Annotated in this window: 21 protein-coding genes, 1 pseudogene and 2 riboswitches; of the genes and pseudogenes, 7 read left to right on the top strand and 15 right to left on the bottom strand. The window is 43.5% G+C overall.

What is annotated here, in order from left to right; genetic code table 11:
• Nucleotides 1–10: 10 nt before the first annotated feature.
• The 7 genes from BFG52_RS15260 to xerD all read right to left on the bottom strand — a co-directional run bounded on the left by BFG52_RS15260 (nucleotide 11) and on the right by xerD (nucleotide 8,836).
• On the bottom strand, nucleotides 11–1,000 hold the full coding sequence (locus tag BFG52_RS15260; RefSeq protein WP_067558160.1) for a magnesium transporter CorA family protein: 990 nt from the start codon (nucleotides 998–1,000) through the stop codon (nucleotides 11–13).
• A gap of 255 nt (nucleotides 1,001–1,255) precedes the next feature.
• Nucleotides 1,256–1,428: riboswitch (M-box (ykoK) riboswitch) on the bottom strand.
• 928 nt (nucleotides 1,429–2,356) lie between these two features.
• Nucleotides 2,357–3,037, bottom strand: a complete 681-nt coding sequence (locus BFG52_RS15255; RefSeq protein WP_067558151.1) for a DsbA family oxidoreductase — start codon at nucleotides 3,035–3,037, stop codon at nucleotides 2,357–2,359.
• A 156-nt stretch (nucleotides 3,038–3,193) separates the two neighbouring features.
• The gene (thrC, locus tag BFG52_RS15250; protein ID WP_067558148.1) at nucleotides 3,194–4,327 is read right to left on the bottom strand and encodes a threonine synthase; all 1,134 of its coding nucleotides are present in this window, start codon (nucleotides 4,325–4,327) and stop codon (nucleotides 3,194–3,196) included.
• Between the two features lie 51 nt (nucleotides 4,328–4,378).
• Entirely contained in the window at nucleotides 4,379–5,683 is a 1,305-nt protein-coding gene (locus BFG52_RS15245) for a homoserine dehydrogenase (protein WP_067558145.1), read from the bottom strand.
• Between the two features lie 273 nt (nucleotides 5,684–5,956).
• Nucleotides 5,957–6,715: an SIMPL domain-containing protein gene (locus BFG52_RS15240; RefSeq protein ID WP_067559634.1), complete on the bottom strand. Its 759-nt coding sequence runs from the start codon at nucleotides 6,713–6,715 to the stop codon at nucleotides 5,957–5,959.
• Nucleotides 6,716–6,899: 184 nt separating this feature from the next.
• Nucleotides 6,900–7,712: a DsbC family protein gene (locus BFG52_RS15235; protein ID WP_067558142.1), complete on the bottom strand. Its 813-nt coding sequence runs from the start codon at nucleotides 7,710–7,712 to the stop codon at nucleotides 6,900–6,902.
• Nucleotides 7,713–7,918: 206 nt separating this feature from the next.
• Complete coding sequence (gene xerD, locus BFG52_RS15230; RefSeq protein WP_067558139.1) at nucleotides 7,919–8,836, bottom strand: site-specific tyrosine recombinase XerD; 918 nt, start codon at nucleotides 8,834–8,836, stop codon at nucleotides 7,919–7,921.
• 211 nt (nucleotides 8,837–9,047) lie between these two features.
• On the opposite strand from xerD, the gene BFG52_RS15225 reads away from it, so the two are divergent.
• The 3 genes from BFG52_RS15225 to BFG52_RS15215 are packed head-to-tail and all read left to right on the top strand — an operon-like array spanning nucleotide 9,048 to nucleotide 11,452.
• Nucleotides 9,048–9,311, top strand: coding sequence for a FeoA family protein (locus BFG52_RS15225; RefSeq protein WP_067558136.1), 264 nt, complete (start codon nucleotides 9,048–9,050; stop codon nucleotides 9,309–9,311).
• Nucleotides 9,311–11,182, top strand: coding sequence for a ferrous iron transporter B (gene feoB, locus BFG52_RS15220; RefSeq protein WP_067558133.1), 1,872 nt, complete (start codon nucleotides 9,311–9,313; stop codon nucleotides 11,180–11,182). The genes BFG52_RS15225 and feoB overlap by 1 nt, the downstream gene beginning before the upstream one ends.
• A gap of 21 nt (nucleotides 11,183–11,203) precedes the next feature.
• On the top strand, nucleotides 11,204–11,452 hold the full coding sequence (locus tag BFG52_RS15215) for a DUF6587 family protein (RefSeq protein WP_067558130.1): 249 nt from the start codon (nucleotides 11,204–11,206) through the stop codon (nucleotides 11,450–11,452).
• Nucleotides 11,453–11,689: 237 nt separating this feature from the next.
• Here the strand turns inward: BFG52_RS15215 and BFG52_RS15210 are convergent, their stop codons facing one another.
• The gene (locus BFG52_RS15210) at nucleotides 11,690–12,556 is read right to left on the bottom strand and encodes a patatin-like phospholipase family protein (RefSeq protein ID WP_067558127.1); all 867 of its coding nucleotides are present in this window, start codon (nucleotides 12,554–12,556) and stop codon (nucleotides 11,690–11,692) included.
• Nucleotides 12,557–12,910: 354 nt separating this feature from the next.
• On the opposite strand from BFG52_RS15210, the gene murD reads away from it, so the two are divergent.
• Entirely contained in the window at nucleotides 12,911–14,269 is a 1,359-nt protein-coding gene (gene murD, locus BFG52_RS15205; protein WP_067558124.1) for a UDP-N-acetylmuramoyl-L-alanine--D-glutamate ligase, read from the top strand.
• Between the two features lie 10 nt (nucleotides 14,270–14,279).
• Nucleotides 14,280–15,476: a putative lipid II flippase FtsW gene (gene ftsW, locus BFG52_RS15200; protein WP_067558121.1), complete on the top strand. Its 1,197-nt coding sequence runs from the start codon at nucleotides 14,280–14,282 to the stop codon at nucleotides 15,474–15,476.
• 303 nt (nucleotides 15,477–15,779) lie between these two features.
• On the opposite strand, the gene gluQRS is transcribed toward ftsW, so the two are convergent.
• From gluQRS to BFG52_RS15170, 6 genes and pseudogenes are all read right to left on the bottom strand, one after another.
• Nucleotides 15,780–16,655, bottom strand: coding sequence for a tRNA glutamyl-Q(34) synthetase GluQRS (gene gluQRS, locus BFG52_RS15195; RefSeq protein ID WP_067558118.1), 876 nt, complete (start codon nucleotides 16,653–16,655; stop codon nucleotides 15,780–15,782).
• A 16-nt stretch (nucleotides 16,656–16,671) separates the two neighbouring features.
• Nucleotides 16,672–17,202, bottom strand: a complete 531-nt coding sequence (gene dksA, locus BFG52_RS15190; RefSeq protein ID WP_067558115.1) for an RNA polymerase-binding protein DksA — start codon at nucleotides 17,200–17,202, stop codon at nucleotides 16,672–16,674.
• Nucleotides 17,203–17,413: 211 nt separating this feature from the next.
• On the bottom strand, nucleotides 17,414–18,154 hold the full coding sequence (gene cpdA / locus BFG52_RS15185; protein ID WP_081408775.1) for a 3',5'-cyclic-AMP phosphodiesterase: 741 nt from the start codon (nucleotides 18,152–18,154) through the stop codon (nucleotides 17,414–17,416).
• Between the two features lie 75 nt (nucleotides 18,155–18,229).
• The gene (locus tag BFG52_RS15180; protein ID WP_067558109.1) at nucleotides 18,230–18,844 is read right to left on the bottom strand and encodes an NUDIX domain-containing protein; all 615 of its coding nucleotides are present in this window, start codon (nucleotides 18,842–18,844) and stop codon (nucleotides 18,230–18,232) included.
• A 71-nt stretch (nucleotides 18,845–18,915) separates the two neighbouring features.
• Nucleotides 18,916–20,811, bottom strand: a complete 1,896-nt coding sequence (gene thiC, locus BFG52_RS15175) for a phosphomethylpyrimidine synthase ThiC (RefSeq protein WP_067558106.1) — start codon at nucleotides 20,809–20,811, stop codon at nucleotides 18,916–18,918.
• Between the two features lie 92 nt (nucleotides 20,812–20,903).
• A riboswitch (TPP riboswitch) is annotated at nucleotides 20,904–21,034 on the bottom strand.
• Between the two features lie 188 nt (nucleotides 21,035–21,222).
• A pseudogene (locus BFG52_RS15170) lies at nucleotides 21,223–21,561 on the bottom strand (LytR/AlgR family response regulator transcription factor); the annotation flags it as partial.
• Nucleotides 21,562–22,431: 870 nt separating this feature from the next.
• On the opposite strand from BFG52_RS15170, the gene argH reads away from it, so the two are divergent.
• Together argH and BFG52_RS15160 are read left to right on the top strand one after the other, a co-directional pair.
• The gene (gene argH, locus BFG52_RS15165) at nucleotides 22,432–23,865 is read left to right on the top strand and encodes an argininosuccinate lyase (RefSeq protein ID WP_067558103.1); all 1,434 of its coding nucleotides are present in this window, start codon (nucleotides 22,432–22,434) and stop codon (nucleotides 23,863–23,865) included.
• 11 nt (nucleotides 23,866–23,876) lie between these two features.
• Nucleotides 23,877–24,149 carry an oxidative damage protection protein gene (locus BFG52_RS15160; RefSeq protein ID WP_067558100.1) on the top strand — a complete coding sequence of 91 codons (273 nt, stop codon included), beginning with the start codon at nucleotides 23,877–23,879 and terminating at the stop codon, nucleotides 24,147–24,149.
• A gap of 146 nt (nucleotides 24,150–24,295) precedes the next feature.
• On the opposite strand, the gene phoU is transcribed toward BFG52_RS15160, so the two are convergent.
• Entirely contained in the window at nucleotides 24,296–25,030 is a 735-nt protein-coding gene (phoU, locus tag BFG52_RS15155) for a phosphate signaling complex protein PhoU (RefSeq protein WP_067559631.1), read from the bottom strand.
• Between the last annotated feature and the right edge of the window lie 139 nt (nucleotides 25,031–25,169).

The following is a 25,169-nucleotide window of genomic DNA, read 5'->3' as shown; positions in this document are numbered from 1 at the left end:
GACCAATGGCTTAAATAAGTTGGCGTTTTTTAAAGATCATGATCATGGCACTACTGATCACGATGCTAATGATTGCGAACAGTGCCAAGCTATAGGGTTGCTCTTGTAAAGGCAGTGGCGTATTCATGCCATAAAGACTGGCAATACCCAGTGGAATTGCCCCAATAATCACGAAAATAGACAGGTATTGCACCAATAGACTGAGGTTGTTTTCGACCATGGCGGAGTAGGCATCCATGAGATTGCACAGATTACTATTCTGCGTTGTCGCCATGGCATGCATTTGTGCATTGGCTAAGATCACGTCAAGTAATTGATCTGGTGCAGTGTCATGTTGCACGATCCATGGCTGTTGAAGCAGTTGTTGCAAGACTTTGCCATTTTGTTCTAGTGCACTGACAACGCGATTGAGTGTTTTTCCATGCTGAATCAGGGTGAAAATTTGCTGATTTTTGGTCGATTGTTTCAGTTCCATTTCTAACAGGGCAATGGCTTGATTAACCTGTTGACAGGCTGTCGTAAATTCAGCTGTGATCAAGCGCAAAAGATCATAAATCGCCTGCATTGTGGTGGCAGCATTGAGGACCTTTGCGTTATGGTTATCCAGATCATCAGCAGTATTTTCATCAGCAACACCCGCAAAACGCTGATGCAAAAGCACATCAAAAAATTGTTTAAAAATGGCATGCTCTTGTGCACAGCATAAAATCACATCTTGGGCTGTGACGATTAGGGCAACGGGTTGACATTGAAATTGTGGTGCCGGGCTTTGCGAGAGCGCAAAGGGAAGATGGCAAATCAATAAAAGACCATCTGCTTCACTTTGCAGACGTGGCATGGCTTTGGGGGTCAAGGCATGCTGTAGTAGATCGTGTGGAATTTTATACTGCTGAAGCAGTTCTTGTACTGCGTTGTCATTGGGGGCAATCAACTTGTGCCATAACGGTGTTGCTGTTGGGCGAGTGTGTTGCAATGGCAATTGGGCATTCGTTTTAAACATGTTTAAAACTCCTTACTGTACTCATGCAGATCGGCAGCACGGTTGCTAGAGCGCTGCCGGCATTTCAGCGATAATGTTCAAAATCAAGACTAGAACAAGCGATTAAGATGATGACTAGCTCTAGTAAGTTTTTGAAAATGCAATAAAAAAGCACGCCTCCAAAGAAATGGGGCGTGCTTAGACATCACGTTGATCGCGACAGTCGTGTGCGACGACGAGTAGCCTTGGTCTAACAATAGACCAAGCGCATCTGTCGTACTCCCCCAATTCATTGAGCTTTAGCACTGTACGGCATAAGAATTTTTCAATTCTAGCTACGTTATAAATCACCTTAATTCGATGATTTCTGTTCAAACCCGTTGGCGTCTTTGGACGTTTCTGGGCAGTAGCTTGTCTCCGTACAGGAGCCTCACCTAACGAGGTTAATTTGCAATTTGTTGCGGCGGATTATAGGCACATAAATTTTAAAAAGCCAAACAAATTTTAATCATTTTTTATTTTCTTTTGCTTTTTAAAGATTTAAGTCTTTATTTTGCATTGGTTTTAGCATGCATTTATCTGGATTTAGCTACAGTAAGCTGATCTGATATTGGTAATTTACCATCGATAGCCTATGTAGAATTTTTTAGAAATTTATAATATTTAAAAATAGCTTTAAAATAAAAACTCACTGTAAAACATTTATTTTAAACTAGTAATATTTTATTTTTTACGATGAGTGTTTGAATATTTATTTTGATATTTTTTTATTATATTGTCATTATGCTTTTGCTGTTTATAGACGTTATATTTAAGCTGGTCTAGCTTTCACAGATAAATTATTTATCTTTAAATACAATATGATATGTTGGTTTATAGCAATTTACGAAATTACTTTATGACGGTTTATGAAAGAAGCCCAATAAATATTTTATAGAAAACTTTGATTTTATAGTGGTTTGATAGCAGTTTTAAGCGATTTTATGCTGATTAAATTGACCGTGCACTTATTTGCAGTTGGCGATTTTTAGTGGGGATGGGCTTTTATGATTTTAATTAAGTTGACTTCAATTAAGTTGATTTTGAATATGGTTGATGATGTTTTTTAGGGTTTATTTTATACTATTTTTTAGTTTATAACTTGTTTTGGAATATTATTTATTTTGGGTTTTATTTTTTTGAGGGCATTATTATTCGTCTTAGATTATTGTATTTAAAATTATTTTTTAATCTAAAATAATGCTCATGAAATTTATTGGACCATGGTGGTTGAGTATTTATGTGATGTCGTATGCTTAGCAACTTCGTATTAACCCACCGTATAAACCCACCAAGGCCAAAACTATAAAATACCTTGGTGGAATATTTGAGCTGATCTTAGTTTGCTGCTGGTTCAGCCATGGCATTATTGTCATCATCATGGTGTTTGATCGATGCAAAGGCTTTTTGTAATACTTCGGCAAAGACTTCACGTGGTTGTGCGCCAGCGAGTGCAATTCTTTGGTCAAATACAAAGAACGGTACAGCCGATACTTTGAGTTGATCGCGTGCTAAGTCTTCGTCGTATTTAACAAAATCTGCTAGCTCATTTGAATCTAAAAGATCATCTACTTCGACCGGATTCAGCCCAATACGTGCTGCAACGTCTTCTAAAGTTTCCCGCTCACCAATGGCAAGCCCTTGGGTCATATAACTATAAAATAGCGCTTCTGTAGCTTCATTGCCGAGCCCTTTGCTTTGGGCAAAGTGAATCAGGCGATGCGCATCAAATGTATTGCCTGAGTTGGCCTGTTGCCAATTGAAGGTGATGCCTTCTTGTTGTGCCATCTCTGCGATATTTTCTTGCATGGCTTCAACTTCAGCTACACTACGTTGATATTTTTGTGCAAGACGTTCAGTGTTAGAGATCTCTAAACGCGCAGGGGCTTCAGGATCGAGTTGAAAACTATGCCAATGTATTTCTAATGGCATATTGAGCTGTTGTGCGACAGCTTCTAAGCGTTTTTTACCAATATAACAAAAAGGGCAGACTACATCAGACCAAATATCTACGCGCATGAATTCTTCTCTAAAAACAATATACTTTCACTATGAGGGCAATACAGAACAGTTTAAAGTGATGTTTGGTATTTTTCATTCTAGTCCTATGAAAGACCGAATCTCGGTTGCAAAAAAACCTGCCGTAGCAGGTTTTAAGGCAGAAACTATGATCGCTTACATATTGGATAAGATAGAATCTTTTACTTGATCCATGGTGGCATCAATACTGAGCATTACCGCATCTTGGCATTGTTTAATCGCTGTATCTGGGTCTTTTAAGCCATTCCCCGTTACAGTACACACAATGACTGAACCTTCGGCAATTTTACCTGCTTTGATATCCCGGATTGCACCGCCGACGCTGGCCGCAGATGCAGGCTCACAGAACACGCCTTCATACATTGCAAGCATACGTTGTGCGTCTAAGATCTCTGCGTCGGTCAACTCGTCGAACCAACCAGAAGATTCTTTAACAACGGCTTTGGCATGGTTAAAGCTTTGTGGATTACCAATACGAATAGCTGTAGCAACGGTTTCAGGGTTTTCAACGGGCGCACCACGTAAGAACGGTGCAGCACCTGAAGCTTGATAGCCGACCATAACTGGGCGACCTTCTGGTTTAGGACCCGTAAAGGCATCGCTGGCAGCGTCATAAACCACTTGTTCAAACTGTGCACTGTCTGCAACAGCTTCGGTATACCCCATCCAATGTGCTGTGATATTTCCAGCATTACCTACAGGTAAGCAGTGATAATCTGGTGCACGACCCAAGGCTTCGACGATTTCATAGGCAATGGTTTTTTGCCCTTGTAAACGATATGGGTTAATCGAGTTGACAATCGTCACAGGGGCTTGATCGGCAACTTCTTTGACCAGACGCATACCGTCATCAAAGTTTCCGCGAATTTGCATGGTGATTGCACCGTACATCATGGCTTGTGCCATTTTGCCCATGGCAATTTTGCCTTCTGGGATCAACACAAATGCTTTGATGCCAGCACGTGCAGCATAAGCCGCTGCCGATGCTGAGGTATTACCTGTAGACGCACAGATAATGGCTTGAGAACCTTCTTCAACTGCTTTGGTGACCGCCATGGTCATACCACGGTCTTTAAATGAACCTGTTGGGTTTAAACCCTCATATTTCACATAAATTTCAACGTCTTTGCCAATAATGCGTGGAATATTGTTGAGCTTGATGAGCGGCGTGTTGCCTTCATTTAAAGAAATAGCGCGAGTAGTGGCTGCGACAGGTAAACGGTCTCGATAACGGTCAACTAAACCAGTGTAACGATTGGCATTCGACATGATGGTGTTCCAATGTGTGTAGAGCAGTGAGGGCAGTTGCCCTCGATTCGATTAGTTTTCAAGCAATTCTATACGAATTCTAACGATTTCGCCATGAATCTCTGAGAGTGCTTGGATTTCAGCTAGGACGTCGTTCATTTTGGACTCAACCACAGGATCGGTCATAATCACAATCGGGATTAAATCTTTTAAACGAGGTTGCTGCATTATGGCATCAATCCCAATACCTGCGCGACTTAAAATGGTGGTGACATTGGCCAATACACCAGTTTGGTCTTCAGCATTGAGACGGATATAGTAACCAGTAGTCATTTCTGTGCTGTCTAATACCGGTGTATCTGCCAAGGCTTCAAATGCCAACTGCGGAATGGTTCCCGCACCATCTTCGGTATAGATAATGTCACGCACGATATCAATAATATCGGCAACCACCGCAGAGGCCGTTGGACCTGCACCTGCACCCGCACCATAATACAATGTTGGACCAACAGCATTAGACTGTACCAAGACGGCATTTTTGACGCCGTTGACATTGGCAAGTAGCTCTTCTTCCGGAATCAGGGTGGGGTGTACACGTAGTTCAATGCCTTTATGGGTGCGGCGGGCAATCCCTAAGTGTTTGATACGATAGCCAAGATTTTCGGCATAGCTAACATCTTGGGCGGTAATTTTGCTAATTCCTTCGGTATAGACTTTGTCAAACTGTAAGGGAATACCAAATGCGCATGACGCTAAGATTGTTAATTTATGTGCAGCATCAATACCTTCTACATCGAAGGTTGGATCTGCTTCGGCATAGCCCAATTGTTGTGCTTCTTTAAGTACATCGGCAAAAGCACGACCTTTTTCACGCATTTCGGTCAAAATAAAGTTGCCAGTACCATTGATGATGCCTGCAATCCATTCGATTTTATTGGCCGCTAAACCTTCACGAATCACTTTAATAATCGGGATACCGCCTGCAACTGCTGCCTCGTAGGTAATCTGTACATTATGATCATCGGCGATTTTAAATAATTCGTTACCATGCTCAGCCAATAAGGCTTTGTTGGCTGTGACGACTTGTTTACCGTGTTTTAATGCTTCGGTAATCACCTCATAGGCTGGATGGATCCCGCCCATAACTTCTACGACCACATCCACATCAGCTTGTTTGACAATGTCAATCAGATCAGCACTTTGTTTTATCGAAGCAGGTAAGTTTAAATCGGGACGAGGGCGACGCGTGCCGACATAGGTAATTTCAATTTCTCGACCTGTGCGGCGTCTAATCTCAGCAGCGTTTTCTTGTAATAGTTTAAGGACTCCACCACCTACGGTACCGAGACCGAGTATTGCCAGACGAACTGGTTTCACGTCACACTCCATACTTGCGTAAAAATAATTAAGATTGACTGATCATAGCTAAAAAAAGCCAGAGACTCTAGGGTGTAAATGCTGAATATAACGCTTTATTTTTTGAATTTGTGCTTTATAACAATGTGAGGTGATAGAGCTTTATAACAAAGTGCAGTGATAGAGCTGCTATTTTTATTTGCCAAGCCGATCAATCGCTGTCAATGCCCCATCGGCTCTTTGGGGGGGATGGAGCATTGTGCAATCTTGTTGCTGCAATATCAGTTGGCGCGTTTAGTCGATGGCATAGTTAATGGTCACGACGACACGCGCAATTTTTTCGATGGTGGTTTTGTCATAAGCACCGCCATAATCACTGTCTTCGTCAGAGCCGCTTTCTGGCAGGATATAAAATGCCCCTTGACTAGCAGAGCGCATGTTGCTGACTTTGACACCGCCGACTTTGGCAAATTCATTGGCGCGGCTATAAGCATTTTTAGTTGCATTGGCGATCAAAGACATTTTAATTTCTTCAAGATTGGACACCAGATATTGTGGTTTTTCATTAATGCTTAATCCCTGTTCATCCAAGACATAAATATCTTTGGCTGCTTTGGCAATTTTGGCAATATCACGGCTGTTAATAATAATGCTTTGTCTGGCGCGGTAGCCGACCAGCTGTTGTCTGAAACGACCATCACCCAGATCGACCTCTTCATAGGCTGGTTGTGAGCTTTTGTTATTGAGCTGGATTTCTTCTGCTTTAAAACCATGGTCTAAAAAGAACTTTTGAATGTTTTTGACCTGCTGATCAAGCTGTTGATAGGCCTCACTAATACTGTCGCTGACAGGCGCACTGATGTAGTTGATTTCCCAACGTGCTAAATCGGCTTGTATGGGTTTTTCTGCCAGACCTTTTACAGTAATTGAGTTATTACTATTATTGCTTTGCTTGAAGGCATAGCCCATGACTGCAGCAGCAAGGATAAAACCCAGACTTAAAATAAAGGCGAAACCCCATAAGCTTTTATTGCTGATCATTTTATTGTTTATATTGTCCATGATGTTATTTCCCACGTTATTGTTCAATTGTTCGTGACATTGCTGTTCTCGCTATGACGGTGATTGGCATTGTGTTGATTGCTCTTTGGATCTACCCCAGCATGGTGTGCGTTGTGTTCGTTATATCCAAAGAGCGCAAAAAACATATGACAAATGTTCTTTATTTGTGATGCGTTTATGGGGTTAAGCGCTTGACTAAGTCTTCTGCAGACATATACGCGCCGAGATATTCGCCATGGCTGCTATAGATAGCAGGTGTACCCTTAATCCCCATTTGAGCCCCCAGTTCAGTTTGTGCTTCGACTGGATTCTGACAACTTGCAGCAGCCAATGTTTCACCGGCAATTGCTTTATCAAAGGCAGCGCGGCGGTCTTTACTACACCATACGCTTTCCATTGCAGCTTTAAACTCATCCGCACGAGGCGAGGCGATATAGCGTACTTCAATGCCCTTACTGTTTATATGAGCAATTTGCTGATGGAGCTTATGACAATATGGGCAGCTGACATCGGTAAAAATATAGACGACATGTTTGGCTGGACCGTTTGCAGGGTAAACGATGAGATCTGCAGTGTTCAGTTTGGATAAGAGTGCCTTATTGTCTTCAGCTTTGACCGATTCACTGATTTCAATCAGTTCTTTGTCACCGAGCCGGATGACTTGCCCTTGAATAATATATTTACCATCTGCGGTGGCATAGACGGGTTCTAAACCATCCAATTTCACCCAATACAGATTGGACAATTCAGTGTTTTTGATTTCAAGAATTTTGGCATGGACGCCAGCAGCCTCGAAATTTTTATGTAAGGTTTCAATCAGGCGCTGTTGGGCATTACGTTCAGCAATGGTGGTTGCTTCGCCAGTGGCAGGTGTGGTTGCGGTGAGGGTGGTGTCTTTTTGTTGCTTGTCAGAATTGGAACAGGCACTTAACAAAAGTCCTGATAGCAATGCACAGCTGAGCAGTGCTTTTGAAGAGTTTAATCGCATAAATCGCCTTTTAAATCTGTGCATGTATAACATATATCAATGGAAGCTGGACTGTGCATTAGCATAACAAAAAATCTCCCACTACTTTGTTTGACTCTGTTGATATTTGATAAATATATTGCGAGATAGTGGACTTTTGAGGTGATGGTCGCAAGCGCTCGGAGCATTAAACACCTGTTTGGAAAATCAAGTACACGCTGGGAACATTAAGCACGCGGGTGGAAATCGGCATGTAGTTGTTGCATACGGACTTGTGCCACGTGGGTATAGATTTGTGTTGTCGATAAATCACTATGACCTAGCAACATTTGCACCACACGCAGGTCTGCACCATGATTGAGTAAATGGGTTGCAAAAGCATGTCTTAGGGTATGGGGAGAGAGTTCGGCTTGAATATTGGCTTGCAGTGCATAACGCTTAATGGCATACCAAAAATTCTGACGACTCATGATGCCACCACGTTGGGTCAGAAATAAATAATCGGTAGCAAACTGACAGAGTGTTGGGCGCGCTTGTTGTATATAACGTTCGATCCATTCTCGTGCGACTTCTCCTAAGGGGACCAAACGTTCTTTATTGCCTTTGCCCAAGACACGTAGATAACCTTGTTTGAGATTGATCAGATCAACACGTAAATTGATCAGTTCACTGACCCGTAGACCGCAAGCATAGAGCACTTCTAGCATGGCACGGTCTCGCAGCCCCAAAGCGGTCTGAATATCGGGGGCTTGTAATAGGGCTTCTACATCTTGTTCAGATAAGTCTTTGGGGAGCGCACGACCAATTTTGGGCGTTTTATGCTCAGCCATCGGATTGTCGCTACGAATATTTTGTAGGCGTAGAAACTTAAAAAAAGCTCTTAATGCCGAGAGGGTTCGTGCAATGGAGCGGGGGCTTTTGCCCTGCTTGGTCAGGCTTAAAATAATATCGGAAATATCTTGATGCGCACACAGCTCTAAAGGGGTTTTGACACAGCTATCTGCTTGGATTAAGTCGGATAAATAAGCATTACGGGTATGTGGGCTGACGGTTTGTGCAATGAGATCGTCGCGGAAACCCTGTAAACAGCTTAAATGTTCTGGAATACGAATTGCAGCAGGAATACGTGGTTTTTTATTGAGCATAATGAGTCGTAGCAAATAACCGTAAAAGTTAAAAAGAAGGGGAATGCTGGGAAGCGTACAGCATCAATCAATTGTCCAAGTAGCGCTTAATCTAAAACATGTCAGGCTTGGATGCAATTGCGAATATCCTATTAAAATGCAAGCTTATTTGGTAATAATTCTCATTTGTCTGTATAATTAATATCATTTTGTGAAAGATTAGGGTTGTACAGTGCGTTTGTCAGATTTGAAAGTAAAACAGACAGCTGTGATCACCGAGGTTTTGCGGGACTCGGAGAGTGATAGCCATCTAGATATGATAGCCAGTCGTTTGGAAACATTAGGATTTGTACCTGGAACACGGGTTCGTGTTATTACCAAAGGTATATTTGGAGGGGACCCCATTTTGATACAAGTCGGTTTTACACGTTTTGCATTGCGCAAAGTAGAGGCAGCAAAAATTAAAATTACCGATGTCGATCAAGGGGCTGCATAATGTCAGAAGCATTACGTATAGCCCTCGTGGGTAATCCAAACTGTGGTAAAACCTCTTTATTTAACCATTTGACTGGGACACGGCAAAAAGTTGCCAACTATGCTGGGGTCACTGTTGAGCGGAAAATGGGGCAATTCAGCTTGGCTTCGGGGCGTCCAGTTCGCGTGTTGGATTTGCCAGGAACCTATAGCTTAAACGCCACCAGTCCCGATGAAGCGGTTACTCGCGATGTGGTCAAAGGCAATATTGCTGAAGAAGCAGAGCAAGATGCTTTTGTCTGTGTTGTTGATGCCACCAACTTACGTCTACATCTAGGTCTCGTACTGGAAATGATGGCATTGGGCAAACCACTGTTGGTGGTGCTCAATATGATGGACGAGGCACGCCGTCGTGGCATGCAAATCAATACCGAAAAACTTTCACAACGCTTGGGCGTGCCTGTTGTAGAAACTGTTGCAGTGCGTGATTCGGGTATTGAAACCCTGAAAAATGCTTTAGAGCAAGAACGTTTTAGTGTGCCACAACGTGAACTCAGTGACGTACGTTTGAGTGGTGAACCACATCAACAAGTCGAACAAGTCGAACAAGTCCTGCGTGATGTAGTGGTTTTCGTTGAAGAACAAGATAAGCGTACCGATTTCTTTGATCGTATTTTCTTACATCCAGTTTGGGGCTTAATCACATTAACAGTGTTGATGTTTGTGATCTTTCAAGCAGTTTTTGCTTGGGCTGGACCTGTACAAGATTTGATTGTTGAGGGCTTTGAGTGGTTAGGTGAAACCATCGGTGGCTTCTTAACTGACGGCAGTATGCTACAAAGTCTGGTGGTCGACGGCATTATTGGTGGTGCTGGCGGCGTGATGGAGTTCTTGCCACAAATTCTTATCTTGTTCTTTTTTATCTTGGTTTTAGAAGAATCAGGGTATTTACCTCGGGCAGCATTCTTACTCGATAAGCTGATGTTTAAAGCAGGACTGAGTGGTCGCGCTTTTATTCCATTATTGTCCAGTTTTGCTTGTGCTGTACCTGGTGTTATGGCAACGCGTAGCATTGGTGATCCGCGTGATCGTTTAGTTACGATCATGGTTGCTCCTCTTATGACCTGTTCGGCACGTTTACCAGTATATGCGCTATTAATTGGTGCTTTTATTCCTGAGCAAACCATATGGGGTCTTTTTAATTTACAAGGCTTAGTACTATTTGGTTTATATGCTGGCGGTGTTGTCAGTGCCTTGTTGGTTGCCTTTGTGATGAAACTCTTTCAAAAAGACAAGTCACCACATGCCTTGCTGATGGAATTACCCAGTTATCAAATCCCCGATCCTAAAAGTATTTTAATTGGTGTATTGGATCGCGGTAAAATCTTTATTAAACGTGTTGGTGGGATTATCTTGGCATTAACCATTATTTTATGGTTCTTGTGTACCTTCCCTCAACCGCCAGAAGGGGCAACACTACCTGATATCGACTACAGTATTGCAGGGATGTTAGGGCATTTGTTACAACCGATTTTTGCACCATTGGGCTTTAATTGGCAGATTGTGGTGGCATTGATTCCTGCCATGGCGGCACGTGAAATGGTTGTTGCCGCATTGGGTACGGTGTACGCTCTATCGACTGGGGATGAAGACAGCACAGCACAAGCTTTATCTGAGTGGATCACTGCCGATGGTTCGGGTTGGTCTTTGGCAACGGCTTTGTCATTGTTGGTTTGGTTCATTTATGCACCACATTGTCTGGCGACCTTAGCCACTGTGAAACGCGAAACAGGCTCATGGGGCACAGTCTCTGTGATGACGATATATCTGTTTGGTTTAGCGTATTTGATGTCATTCTTTACCTATCAAATCGCAGTCCAAATCTGGGGTTAACGTGTACGACGGGAGTCAAAGCTGATGGAAATGTTTATTGTTGCAGTGATTGTGTTGTGGAGTGCGTTGGTCGCTTTTAAAAAAGTTTTTCCACGCACCGCCAATCGTAGCTTTAATGCCTTGGCTGCACGTTGTGCTCAGCAAGGTTGGCATAAGTTAGCCAAGTGGCTCAGACCTGCAGCAGCAGGTGGCTGCGGTGGTAGCTGTGGTTGTGATAGCAACGCTGAAGCGCCTAAAAAAGCCGAAATTGGTACAGTAAAATGGAAATAATCCAATCTGGATCATGACGGTGTGACTTGTTTTTTTAGGTTTATGTTCTTGTAGGTTTAACTGTTTTGATAACGCCTGATCTTTTGATCGGGCGTTATGCTTTAAGGTGGCTACTCGGGGTGGCGAGATTGTTGGTAGGGTTGGCGAAATTGTTGGTGTGCATAAGACGGTTTGCGTCAAGTAAGGCGATTTGAATCCAGAAAGTTTGAGACTTTTTATGTGCGGTTGGCCGGCACATTAGCGCTCTAAGTGGGTGAATTGCTCCCAACAATCCATGGCGATTTGCCCTTGCTCATAGCCCAACTGATAGCTGTACTGTAGTTTGGCTGGGTCTTGACATAAGCGTGAGGCAAATTGCTTGCTCGTAGGCGGATTAATCTCCAGAATGCTGTCTTGGTGACGCCGTATAAAATGAATTGAACTGTTATAACGCGCAAAACTTTTTTCAATGGCGCGTGCCAATACTGGATTACGGCGGAACAGCCAACGTGCCGACCATTGTTCAACAAGACTATTGTCACGGCGATATTGTCGTGGTCTTGTGCGTATTACCATGCTTTGGCGGATATGCTGCTGTTGCTGTAGCCATTGGATGGGGAGGGCATCGGCTACGCCACCGTCAATATAAAAGTTATGATTGATTTTAATCGCTTTTCTGACCAGTAAGGGCAAGGCACTCGATGCCAGTAAGGTATTGATAATCTGACCCGGTTCGGCACGTACATATTCAGCCTGACCCGTTGTCATATTGGTCAGCACCACATAAATATTACGTTGGGGCGTGGCAAAGACTTTATGTTGGTCAAGTGGGTGTTCTTGCTCGACTTTGTCCCATAGCCAGCGGATATCTAATAAATCACCTCCCCGAATAAAACGTTTATAACTGATAAATTCTGGGCGTAAGGAATAGTCTAAGTAAATTGATTGAATACGATTTTTTTGTTCTGATAAGTAGGACAGTAAACTAGTCGAACCCGCAGATACACCCACATAATCGTGAAAAGGATTAAATTTTTGCTGTAGGAAGGCATCGAGTACCCCCGCAGTAAAAATACCGCGCATACCGCCCCCTTCGACCAATAATGCATAATGCTTTTTTGTCATCACAACCAGCTCACCCTCATCCGTTATTGTTCTCGCTACTGATTGAACGAAAGTGTTTATCTTTCGCTAAAGCGTTTATCACAATGCCGCTACAACCCCATGTAGTATGCGTATTTGTAGCGGCTTAGCGCGCTTTAGCAGAGATGGTCTTTCGATATATTTCGCTAGTGTATCGATTTTAATTGTTCATCATCATGGATATGCTGGGCATTGTAAAGTTGAATATCTCGCTAAAATGTTTGGAAAATTTACGCGATGACACAAAAAAATCCCTAAAAGTGCAAACATAAAAAGCAAACAAAATGCTGAAGTGATAACATTTTGCCAGTTTTGATCAATGTTGGACGAAAGAGCATGTTAATACAGCGTGGTGGCTTAAAAGTTGTGGCAGGGCTGGGGATTTCGGGTGTTGCCGCAGTTAATTTTTTATATCAACAAGGCTACCGTGTTGCAGTGACGGATTCACGTGAAACACCGCCAGGTCATGAGCAGATTCCTGCCGATGTGGTGCGTGTTTTTGGATCGTTAGATCAAGCTTTGTTACTGCAAGCTGAAGAAATTATTATTAGTCCGGGGTTAGACCCTAAACATCCAGCCATTCAAGCTGCGCAAGCAGCTGGTATCGCCATTGTCAGTGAGATTCAAATCTTACGCCGTGCGACCACTCAGCCTATCGTGGCGATTACTGGCTCGAATGCCAAGAGTACGGTCACAACCTTAGTGGGGCAAATGGCTGAGGATGCAGGGCGTAAAGTTGCGGTCGGTGGTAATCTCGGTCGCCCAGCGTTGGACTTACTCAAAGATGATCCAGAACTGTATGTGCTGGAGCTTTCAAGCTTTCAACTAGAAGCGACGTCAAATCTGCATGCTGAAGTTGCAGTCGTACTCAATATGAGTGAAGACCACCTTGACCGTCATGGTGACATGCAAGCCTATCATGCGGCAAAACATCGAATTTTCCAAGGTGTCAAACATGTTGTCTATAACCGTGACGATGCTTTAAGCCGTCCATTGGTTCCAGACCAAGTTGCGATGCAAAGTTTTGGTTTAAATGCCCCCGATCTGAATCAATATGGTCTATTAAAGGATCTGGACGGTACGATTTGGTTAGCCCGAGGACGGGAACGGTTATTAAATTGTGCTGAACTCTATATTCAAGGCATGCACAACTATGCCAATGTCTTGGCGAGTCTAGCATTGGGCGAGGCAATTGCTTTGCCACGCGACAGTATGTTGAATACGGTAAAACAATTCAAAGGTTTAGCTCATCGCTGTGAATATGTCACCACAATTGCTGGCGTACGGTATTATAACGACTCTAAAGGTACCAATATTGGCGCCAGTTTGGCTGCCATAGAAGGGCTGGGGGCATCCATTGCCAGCAGTGCGGGTCAATTGGCGATTATCCTTGGTGGGCAAGGCAAAGGACAAGATTTTCATAGCTTAAAAGCTGCGCTACAACAGTATGTGAAAGTGGCTGTATTGATCGGTGAAGATGCAGCTGTGATCGCCGATGCGGTACAGGGCAGTACTCACTTGCTCAATGCCAATAGCTTGGCAGAGGCTGTTGCACTGTGTCAGCAACATACTCAGAGCAATGATGTGGTGTTGTTATCGCCAGCCTGCGCAAGTTTTGATATGTTTAGTGGTTATGTCGAACGTGGACAGCAGTTTGTCGCTTGTGTCGATGCATTAGCAGCAAAAGAAATATAAGGAAGCAGTTATGGCGGGCTTAGCTCAGACAACGATGAGCAAAATACAACAATGGACACAGCGGATACCGATTCGGTTACCCCAAGAAGTCACGCTACGCAACGTACTAATCTTCTGTGTGGTTGCGTTATTGTGTATCGGTTCCATCATGGTCGCATCGGCCTCTATTCCCTATGCGGAGCGTATGCATGAGAATCCGTTTCATTATGTGATTCGTCATGCGATCTCCATTACCGTCGCTTTGGTGGCTGCTTTTATTACCTATAAAGTCCCACTCAATGTTTGGTTTAAGAACACCATGCTGTTGTGGATTATCACCATGTTGCTCTTAGCGGCAGTCTTGGTGGTCGGTACTGAGGTGAATGGATCAACACGTTGGATACGCATCGCAGGCTTTACCTTACAATCCACCGAGGTTGCCAAGGTGGTGATGGCGATCTTTACCGCAGATTATGTGGTGCGCCGTGCCAATGAAGTGCGTAGTCATCTGATGGGGCTCGGGCGATTGATCTCGATTATGGTGCTGACCGTTGGCTTGATTATTCTAGAGCCAGACTTGGGGGCGACCGTGGTGATCTCTTTGATGATGCTCGGTATCTTCTTCTTGGCGGGGGCGCCCATGATTCAGTTTGGTTGTGCCTTTGCCGCCATTCTGATTGCCTTTGTGTTGTTGATCTTATTTGAGCCTTATCGTTTTGAACGGTTAATGTCCTTTGCCAATCCTTGGGATGACCCACTTGGTTCAGGCTATCAGCTCTCCAATGCTTTGATGGCCTTCGGACGTGGCGAATGGTTTGGGGTAGGTCTGGGGCATAGTATTCAAAAAATGTCTTATTTACCTGAAGCGCATACTGACTTTATGTTGGCGATTTTAGGCGAAGAATTTGGTTTCTTTGGGATTGTGACCATTCTGATTTTATCTTTTAGCATGCTATTTTGCTGTATTCGTATCGGACATCGTGCCTTGCAACATCAATATCTCCGGGCTGGCTATTTGGCTTATGGCATTAGCATTATTTTCTTGCTACAGATTCTGGTGAATGCCGGCATGAATATGGGGATGTTGCCGACGAAAGGTTTGACTTTGCCCTTTATTAGTTATGGCGGTTCATCTTTGATTATGTGCGCAGTGATGATCAGTTTGATTTTAAAGATCGATGCCACCACCAAAGAGCAGAACCCTAAACGAGAAGAATCAAGTTTTTAGCCGGTCAACGCTGCAGCGTCACAACAGCAATTTGGCAATAGAAACTTGGCAATAGAAACCTAGCCATAGGAACTTCGAAATAGAAACTTGGTCATAGGAACTTAGCAATAGAAACTTAGAACAGAAGCTTCTAAATCAACCTTTTAAGTCAGACCATGGCTTGTATAAACGCTGTACTCCGCTAGAGGCAGCGTTTTTTTAATGGTGAAGATGGTTGTAATACCCTTTGCTTTGCAGTGTCTTATGCGCAGTATTCTATTCTCAGTATCTTAATCTTATTCTCAGTGTATGGTTCGCAGTGTACTAGCGGTAAATCTGATGGCTTAGGCTCAAACCGCGTGGAATGGCTGCACGATCCCATTGTGCGATGGCTTGTTGCAACATGCGCTGTGGTGTATCTAAATCGACGCTCGTTTGTCCTAAAGCGGCAATGGCTTGCTGTAAAAGCTGCGGTGCTTGGTCGAGCGCTAAGGGCTGGGCCATATTTTGTTTGGAAAGCTTTTGACCTTGTGCATTCATGGCCAAAGGAAGGTGCATATAGTGCAGGGTGGGATAGGCTAAGATTTGCTGCAAATAGCGTTGTCGTGCGGTATTGTCGAGTAAATCTGCACCACGAACAACATGCGTGACACCTTGTAAATAATCATCTACAACCACGGCGAGTTGATAGTTATAAATGCCATCACGACGTTTCAGCACGAAATCACCGAGCTCTAAATCTAATCGACTGCTGACATGACCTTGTAAGGCATCATCAAAAGCAATACAGCGCTCATCAACTTTTACCCGAATGGCTTGATTGGCAAAGGGCAGTGCGAGCGAGCGACAGCGACCTTGATAGATATGGTTAGAACCGAGCATTTTACGTGTGCACTGGCAGGCATAAATTAACTGCGCAGCGTGTAGCTGATCAAGTACAGCCTGATAGAGCGCTAAGCGATCACGTTGAAAAATAATGGTACGGTCACTTTCAAAACCAAAAGCATCGATACAGGCTAAGATATGTTGCTCACTGCCCGGATAGATGCGAGGTATGTCGGTGTCTTCTATGCGTACAAACCATTGCCCTGCTTGTGAACGCGCTTCACAATAACTGGCGACGGCTGTGATTAAAGAACCAAAATGCAAAGGGCCGGTTGGCGATGGCGCAAACCGACCCACATAGGTTGTTTGAGACATAATAACGTGTTTCCGATTAACCGTTATTTTGCTTCTCTTTGATTTCCGCTAAAGTCTTACAGTCAATGCACAGTGTTGCTGTCGGACGAGCTTCTAAGCGGCGTAAACCAATTTCAATCCCGCAAGTTTCACAGAAACCATAGTCACCGCTTTTGATGCTTTCGATTGATTGCTCAATTTTACGGATCAGTTTGCGTTCACGGTCACGTGTACGTAGCTCAATGGCAAACTCTTCTTCTTGTGTTGCACGATCATTCACATCGGGCAAAGCAGAAGATTCGTCTTGCATGGTATTTAAGGTACGGTCAACTTCGCTCATGAGCTCTGCTTTCCACGCATTTAAAATTTTGCGGAAGTGCTCAAGTTGCCCATCAGACATGTATTCTTCATTTTTCTGTAGCTGATAAGGTGCAATACCAAATAGGCTGGCAGCCGTACCGTTTCCCTGATCTGAAGGCTTGGCTTTTTTGCGTGATGTTTTCGCTTTAGCACCTTCGACTACGTCGATATTTTCTTCAAAGATTTGATTGTGGTTGTCAGTCGCCATAATAGGGCAATCCTCATCATATACGTATAGTTTATACGCAAAAAATATGGTGATATGCAAGAATTCTTATTGCTTCCCAAGCAAATCTCTCGCTTGGGGTTGGTCATCATATAGAGTTTTCAACAAAGATGAAAGCCATAGCAGTGAGATCAGCACATTCCATGATTTAATCTGGTTGAATAACTTAATCTAAAACCGCAAAAATATAAAGCTAGTATCCTGAAATTTCTAAGTTTGGTTGGAATTCATTACTCTCTAGTCGATGTACTTCACTGCTGAACTGCCCATTATGCTGTAGCCTGAGTACACGATAGCCTGGTGCGCAGAGATCCAATGCAAAGTCATATTGATGTGGTTTAAATTGTACAGAAGTCGCAGGCGTAGATAGGAACTGGACCTTATTCCAAATACTGCACGATTCTTGGTGAACATGCCCACAGACTAAGGCTTTTATATTGGTATGGGCTGCCATGACCTGAGCCAGTGCTGCCGTGTTCTTGAGCTTATGTTGGTCAATCCAATTGGAATGCATATCAAAGGGATGATGATGACAAGCCAAGATAATGTATTTATGTTTTAGTGTTGTGAGTAATTTTTGTAAGTGCAGCAATTGTTGCGCGTCAATCCAGCCATCGACTTGCCCTGCAACAGGGCTATTGAGCATGATAATTTGCCAGATACCCAAGTCAATATGCCCCGGCATCGGATGCGGACTGAGCAAGGGAAAGATACGCATATCATCATGATTACCAGGCAATTGATAAAACGCAATGGATAACTGTTGCATGGTTGCCAGATAACGCGCATAGGTTTCTGGGCATGCTTCCTGCGCTAAATCGCCGGTATGCAGAATCATATCGGCTTGAGGATAACGCCGCTGAATATCTTGCAATACAGCATGAAAGCTACGTTCAGGATTGATCGTGACAAAGCAGTCATTCGGATCCGCCATAAGATGCGTGTCTGTAATCTGAATGATTATTTTATCTTGCGTTATGAAGTCAGACACGATGATATCCTCCCTCGTTCAGCGCTGTTTAGCGACAATATGTTGTTTTAGCCATTGTAGAGCCATAATGACGGGCGCATTACGCAGGCGCGGGCTAGAGAGAAGTTCATCTAAGTCACAAAAATCGATGAGGTGAAGTTTGATATTTTCTCCCTCTTCACTTAAGCCGTAAATACCGCCGTGTGGTGGCAACCTTAATGGTGCAGCATACAGATGATAAAGCTCATTACATGCACCTGCCGAAGGATAAAAAGTAAATAGATGTTGCAGATGCTCAACGGCACAGCCAGCTTCTTCTAAACATTCACGACGAATACAGCTTTCGGGGCTTTCATCGCCATCGAGCAAGCCTGCGATCACCTCAAGTTGCCAAGGCGATGGATCATCTAAGGCACCGACACGAAATTGCTCAATCAGTGCAAATTTTTGTTGTTCAGGGTCATACAATAATGCACCTGCAGCAGGTCTGCGGCAGATCAATTCTCGACTCAGGGTAGGGCTATACTGCGTTTGTCCAAACAGACGGTGGCGCAATTGAATATTTTCGATTTGAATAAAGCCGCGGTAACGCTGTTGCCGCGACTCAATTTGTACATCATTTTGGTTAAATTCAGCATGTAGCTTGTTTTGCATATTTATCATAAGGATAAAAATCTTAAGCTTCATCCTAACTGAGAAATGATGAAAAACAATAACTTTTTGCGTTAAACCTTATGATAAAGTTTTTGACCCTGGGCATGATAGGCATTTTTCATGCTTTCAAGCCCAACAGAAATGTCATCTTCAGCGACGCTATCTGCTGCTGTATTGGCTTGATTCTGCGCATATTCACGCACGTTTTGCGTGATTTTCATTGAACAGAATTTTGGACCACACATCGAACAGAAATGCGCTGACTTATGCGCTTCTTTGGGCATGGTTTCATCATGCATACTGCGTGCAGTATCAGGGTCTAAGCTAAGATTGAACTGGTCTTGCCAACGAAACTCAAAGCGTGCCTTAGACAGTGCATTATCTCGGACTTGTGCACCTGGATGCCCTTTGGCCAAGTCTGCTGCATGGGCTGCGATTTTATAGGTAATAATACCGTCTTTCACATCTTTTTTATTGGGTAAGCCTAAGTGTTCTTTGGGGGTAACGTAGCACAACATCGCTGTCCCATACCAACCAATCATGGCAGCGCCAATGGCTGAGGTAATATGGTCATAACCCGGTGCAATATCGGTGGTCAGTGGTCCCAAAGTATAAAAAGGTGCTTCCTGACAAACTTCAAGCTGCAAGTCCATATTTTCTTTGATCATGTGCATTGGTACATGACCAGGACCTTCAATCATCACTTGTACATCATGCTCCCAAGCGCGATGCGTCAGTTCACCCAAAGTACGTAGTTCACTAAATTGCGCTTCGTCGTTGGCATCTTGAATACAACCTGGGCGTAAACCATCACCTAAACTAAAGGAGACGTCATAGGCTTTCATGATGTCGCAGATATCATCGAAATGGGTATATAAGAAATTTTCCTGATGATGCGCTAAGCACCACTGTGCCATGATCGATCCACCGCGAGACACGATACCGGTGAGGCGGTTCGCCGTGGTCGGCACATAGCGTAAGAGAACTCCCGCGTGAATGGTGAAATAGTCCACACCTTGTTCCGCTTGTTCGATTAGGGTATCGCGGAAAATTTCCCAACTCAGGTCTTCTGCGACACCATCGACTTTTTCAAGGGCTTGATAAATAGGGACGGTACCGATTGGTACGGGAGAATTACGAATAATCCATTCACGGGTTTCATGAATATTTTTACCCGTGGACAGGTCCATAATGGTGTCAGCACCCCAGCGCGTAGCCCAAGTCATTTTGGCAACTTCTTCATCAATACTCGAGCCCAGTGCAGAGTTACCGATATTGGCATTGATTTTGACTAGGAAATTACGCCCAATAATCATCGGCTCAATTTCAGGATGGTTAATATTGGCTGGAATAATCGCGCGCCCTGCGGCAACTTCTTCGCGTACAAACTCGGGGGTGATTTCGCGTAAGTTTTGCGCGCCAAAGTTTTGCCCCGCATGTTGACGGATATCAATGCCTTGTTGTTGGCGTTGATTTTCACGGATCGCAATATATTCCATTTCTGGGGTAATTATGCCCTGACGGGCATAGTGCATCTGTGTGACATTACGCCCGCTTTTAGCGCGGCGTGGTTTTTGAATATGCGCAAAACGGATGTCTGCGGTACGGATATCTTTCAGACGTTCCTGACCGAAACGAGAACTCAGCGTGTCTAGGCGCTCGCTATCGTCTCGTTCGGCAATCCATGTTTCGCGGATATGCGGTAAACCTTTATTGAGATCAATATCTTGTGCAGGATCGGTATATACACCAGAGGTATCATAGACCATGATTGCTGGATTGACTTCACCTCCGAGACCTGTCGGGGTATCGGTTAGGCTGATTTCTCGAAAAGGCACGCGTAAATCTGGGCGAGAACCTTGTACATAGACTTTTCGAGAAGCGGGGAGGATTCGGGTGAGATCTTTGGCGTCTTGTTCGTGTTGGGCTGAAAGATCTTGGATCGATGGGGTTGTTAATTTGTTCATGACATAGTCCTTATGAATGACATCAACAAATCAAGCACACCTCAAGAGATGTAGGCGCGCAATCGCAGAGATTGCACGGCATATTACATAAACTTTTGAGAGGGCTTGATTCCTACGCAGGTCTTAACCTGATCAGGTTCAACGGTACTTATGTTTAAGTGCTGATGAAGATCAGCACTGACACAATCTCAGCGAGGTATTACTCGCGCTCCGTCAAGCGAGTTTCGATCTTAGCATAGATCATCGGGATAAATATTAAAAATTGCTTTTAAAACAATCTAAAATCTAAGCAAAAGTAAAACTACCGTTCAGAACAATACTGATCCGGTAGTGTATGGAGATTGTACATAGAGCTTAGTTACAGGCTATTGATAGACTATTGATAGCTTAGTGCTTATGCGGTGCAGCAGCTTAGCGTTGTTGAATACGTTCACGTAAAATGGGCAGATGGCGACGACTAACCGTTAGTTTGTCCTCAATTTCACGACATCGCACTTGATACTGACCACTGGTGACCAGCTCTAAACCCTCTAAATAATCGATAGAAATAAGGGCATTGCGATGTATGCGAATAAACTTTTCGGCAAATTCTTGCTCTAAGTCTTTTAAGGTTTCATCAATCAGCACGCTACCATTTTTGTGGCGTACTGCAACATATTTTTGGTCGGCAAGAAAATAATAGATATTTTCCAGTGGGATTAATTCGAGACCACGATAAGTCTTGGCACGAATTTGCTGGCGTTGAGTTGTTTTTTCCATAATTGTTTTGTCTAGTTGAGTTGTTTTTGTCTAGTTGTTCTATCGATTTGCGTCATCGATTCGCTTTATCGAGTTGTTGTTATAACCATGCGCGTTGTTGTGAGGAATCAGCTGCAACCTAAACGGGGTTGCCTACATGCAAATTACGCTATGGTCTTTCTCATTGATTTTTTCATCGGGATATGATGTGCAGAAACAATGGGCTTAAAGCGGTATTTAGGCGTGACTTGTACTGCTGGGTATCCACTTATTTTTTATTCAATACTGAATATACCGAGACTATATGTATATAAATATTGAGTTCCTGTTGTAATGCATCCAATGCCAGTAAATTTGATCAAGATAACTTTGATGTAAATTAGTCGCTTAAACTTGCTGCAATAAACAGGACACTGACGCTAAGTTATCTTGGCTAGCTGCAGGGGTTGGTGCAATGCAACAATAATTTCAGCTTAAAATATGATCAAAACAAGTGCATGCTGCCTAGTCATGAGGCAGATCTAGCAAGATTTGCCATTTTGTTGGGCATTTTTAGGTTGTCATAATAGTCAGTATGGTTTGTTTAAACTATTGATTAACGATATAAATTAAGTGAAATCCATTACTAACCATGCGGGTTTGTCTGCATTGCACGGTTACCAAAAAAGCACGTTGTGTATGCAGCTCAAAATAAAATAGCGACGATTTACGTCTCGGTCGATCTGATTGACTGCTTATGCTCGTTGTGAAATCAAAACAAATGATTGCTTAAACCTACATCTGCGCTTTATGATCGCTCTATCTTGCGTTTTATCAGCAAGTCGACTGGAATTTGTTATACTGTTTTTTGATTTTACCGAGTTTTTACTTTGCCGAGCTGTCATGACTACATCTTCACATTCCTCAAATCCGTCTAGCCCAAATCAAACTTCTGGTATGTGGGGTGGACGCTTTTCAGAAGCGACCGATGCTTTTGTTGCTGAATTCACGGCTTCTGTACAATTTGACCAGCGCTTTTATCGTCAAGATATTGCAGGTTCAATTGCACATGCCACTATGTTAGCCAAAGTAGGTGTACTGACTGAGGCGGAACGAGATGCCATTATTCAAGGTTTGGGCGCAATCCAAGCAGAGATTGAAGCGGGGCATTTTGAATGGCGTGTAGATCTTGAAGATGTACATATGAACATCGAAGCACGCTTGACAGATCGTATCGGGATTACGGGTAAAAAACTACATACAGGTCGTAGCCGTAATGATCAGGTCGCAACAGATATTCGTTTATATGTGCGTGATGAAATCGATGCCATTCTGCAGCTCTTGCAAAAACTACAAAAAGGCATCTTAAGTCTTGCCAGTCAACATACCGAGACGATTATGCCGGGCTTCACGCATTTGCAAACTGCACAACCGGTGACTTTCGGTCATCATCTATTGGCTTGGTTTGAAATGCTATTCCGTGACAGCGAGCGTTTAGTCGACTGTCGTAAACGTGTCAACCGTTTACCATTGGGTGCTGCTGCCTTGGCTGGAACAACCTATCCTATTGATCGTGCCTATACTGCACAATTGCTGGGCTTTGAGGGGGTAGCAGAAAATTCTCTAGATGCGGTATCGGATCGTGACTTTGCTATTGAGTTTAACGCGGCTGCAGCATTGATTATGATGCATTTATCTCGGATGTCTGAGGAGTTAATCTTATGGACCTCAGCCCAGTTTAAATTTATCAATATCCCAGATCGGTTCTGTACTGGTTCATCGATCATGCCACAAAAGAAAAACCCTGATGTACCTGAGTTAGTACGTGGTAAATCAGGTCGTGTCTTTGGTGACTTGATGAGTTTATTAACCCTCATGAAAGGTCAACCTTTGGCCTACAACAAAGACAACCAAGAAGACAAAGAGCCTTTGTTTGATGCGATCGATACAGTACGCGGTTCATTGATGGCATTTGCCGATATGATTCCAGCATTGCTACCGAACATTGCTGTGATGCGTGAAGCTGCATTACGTGGCTTCTCGACAGCAACCGATTTGGCTGACTATTTGGTGAAAAAAGGCGTTGCTTTCCGTGATGCGCATGAGATTGTAGGTAAAGCTGTTGCTCTTGGCGTACAAGAAAATAAAGACTTATCAGAGTTGAAGCTAGAACAATTACAGCAGTTCTCTGCCCTGATTACGGCAGATGTTTTTGAGAAAGCATTGACTTTAGAAGCTTCTGTACAAGCGCGTGATCATATTGGTGGGACAGCGCCACAGCAAGTACAAGCAGCAATTGCTCGGGCAGAGCAGCGCTTAGAACAACTTTATGCTTAAGGAGTCACATTGTGTCGAAACAAGTATTTTGTCGTAAGTATCAAAAGGACTTACCTGCTTTAGATTTTCCACCTTTTCCTGGTCCTCAAGGTGAGGCACTATTTCAAACCGTATCGAAGCAAGCTTGGCAAGAGTGGTTGCAACATCAAACGACCTTGATCAATGAAAAGCGTCTCAATGTTTTTGAGCCCGATGCGAAAAAGTTCTTAGAAGAACAACGTGATAAGTTCCTCAATAATGACGATGGGGTAGAAAAGGCGGAAGGCTGGACACCTGAAGGCTAAAATCAACGACTTTAGCGGTCCCAAAGAGACGCTCCAAAAGAGATGTTGAAAAGACCTTGTGCCAAGTGGGCACAAGGTCTTTTTTATCGTCGGTATTTTTCGTGGGTATGTGGGTATATCGTGAGTGCTCTAGTAATGCAGAGTCCTTAGCGTGGTGTATTGCTTTGTTGTACCTTGATTTCAATTTCTTCTACACTGGTATGCCGTACATCGAGACCTTTTGCCATATAAATGACTTGTTCGGCAATATTGCGTGCATGGTCACCAATTCGTTCTAAAGCCCGCAATACCCACATCACATTGATCACACGAGAAATATGCTTAGGATCTTCAATCATATAGGTCATTAGTGTACGAGTAGCCGACTGATATTCACGGTCTATATCGGCATCGGCTAACAGCACCTTGAGTGCTTGCTCTGCATCAACGCGTGCAAAAGCATCTAAAGAGTCATGGATCATGACACGAACTTGGTTGCCAATATGACGTGTTTCCATGTAACCGCGAGGTGATTCACCTTCTTCACAAAGTGTTTGGGCAATCCGAGCGATTTTTGCAGCTTCATCGCCAATACGTTCTAGGTCTGTATTGGCTTTGCTCATGGCAATAACCATTCGTAGATCAATCGCAGCTGGATGACGACGCGCTAAGATTAAGGTCAGTGCTTCGTCAATATCTCGTTCAAACTGATTGACCGTGTTGTCTTGGAACTGGACATCAATAGCAAGATTGGCATTGGTATCCAATAAGGCATGGATGGCATTTGCTACTTGTTGCTCTACCAAACCACCCATGGTCATGAATTTTGTATTCACATCAACAAGGTCTTCATTGAATTGCGAAGATATATGATGTTTTAAAATAGGATTATTTGGGTTCAATGTGATGCGCTCCACAAGCAGCGTAATGGGTTTAGAGTTAGGTAGTTGCTATTAAAGCACAATGATTATGAATTTATTATGACAAATCGACAATAGTCGAGAATAGATAACTGCCAGTCGATCTGGGGCAGATGTGATG

The sequence above is a fragment of the Acinetobacter larvae genome (assembly GCF_001704115.1).
Classification (GTDB): Bacteria; Pseudomonadota; Gammaproteobacteria; order Pseudomonadales; family Moraxellaceae; genus Acinetobacter; species Acinetobacter larvae.
Note: the sequence above shows the minus strand (reverse complement) of the source record. Positions and strands in the feature narration are given on the sequence as shown.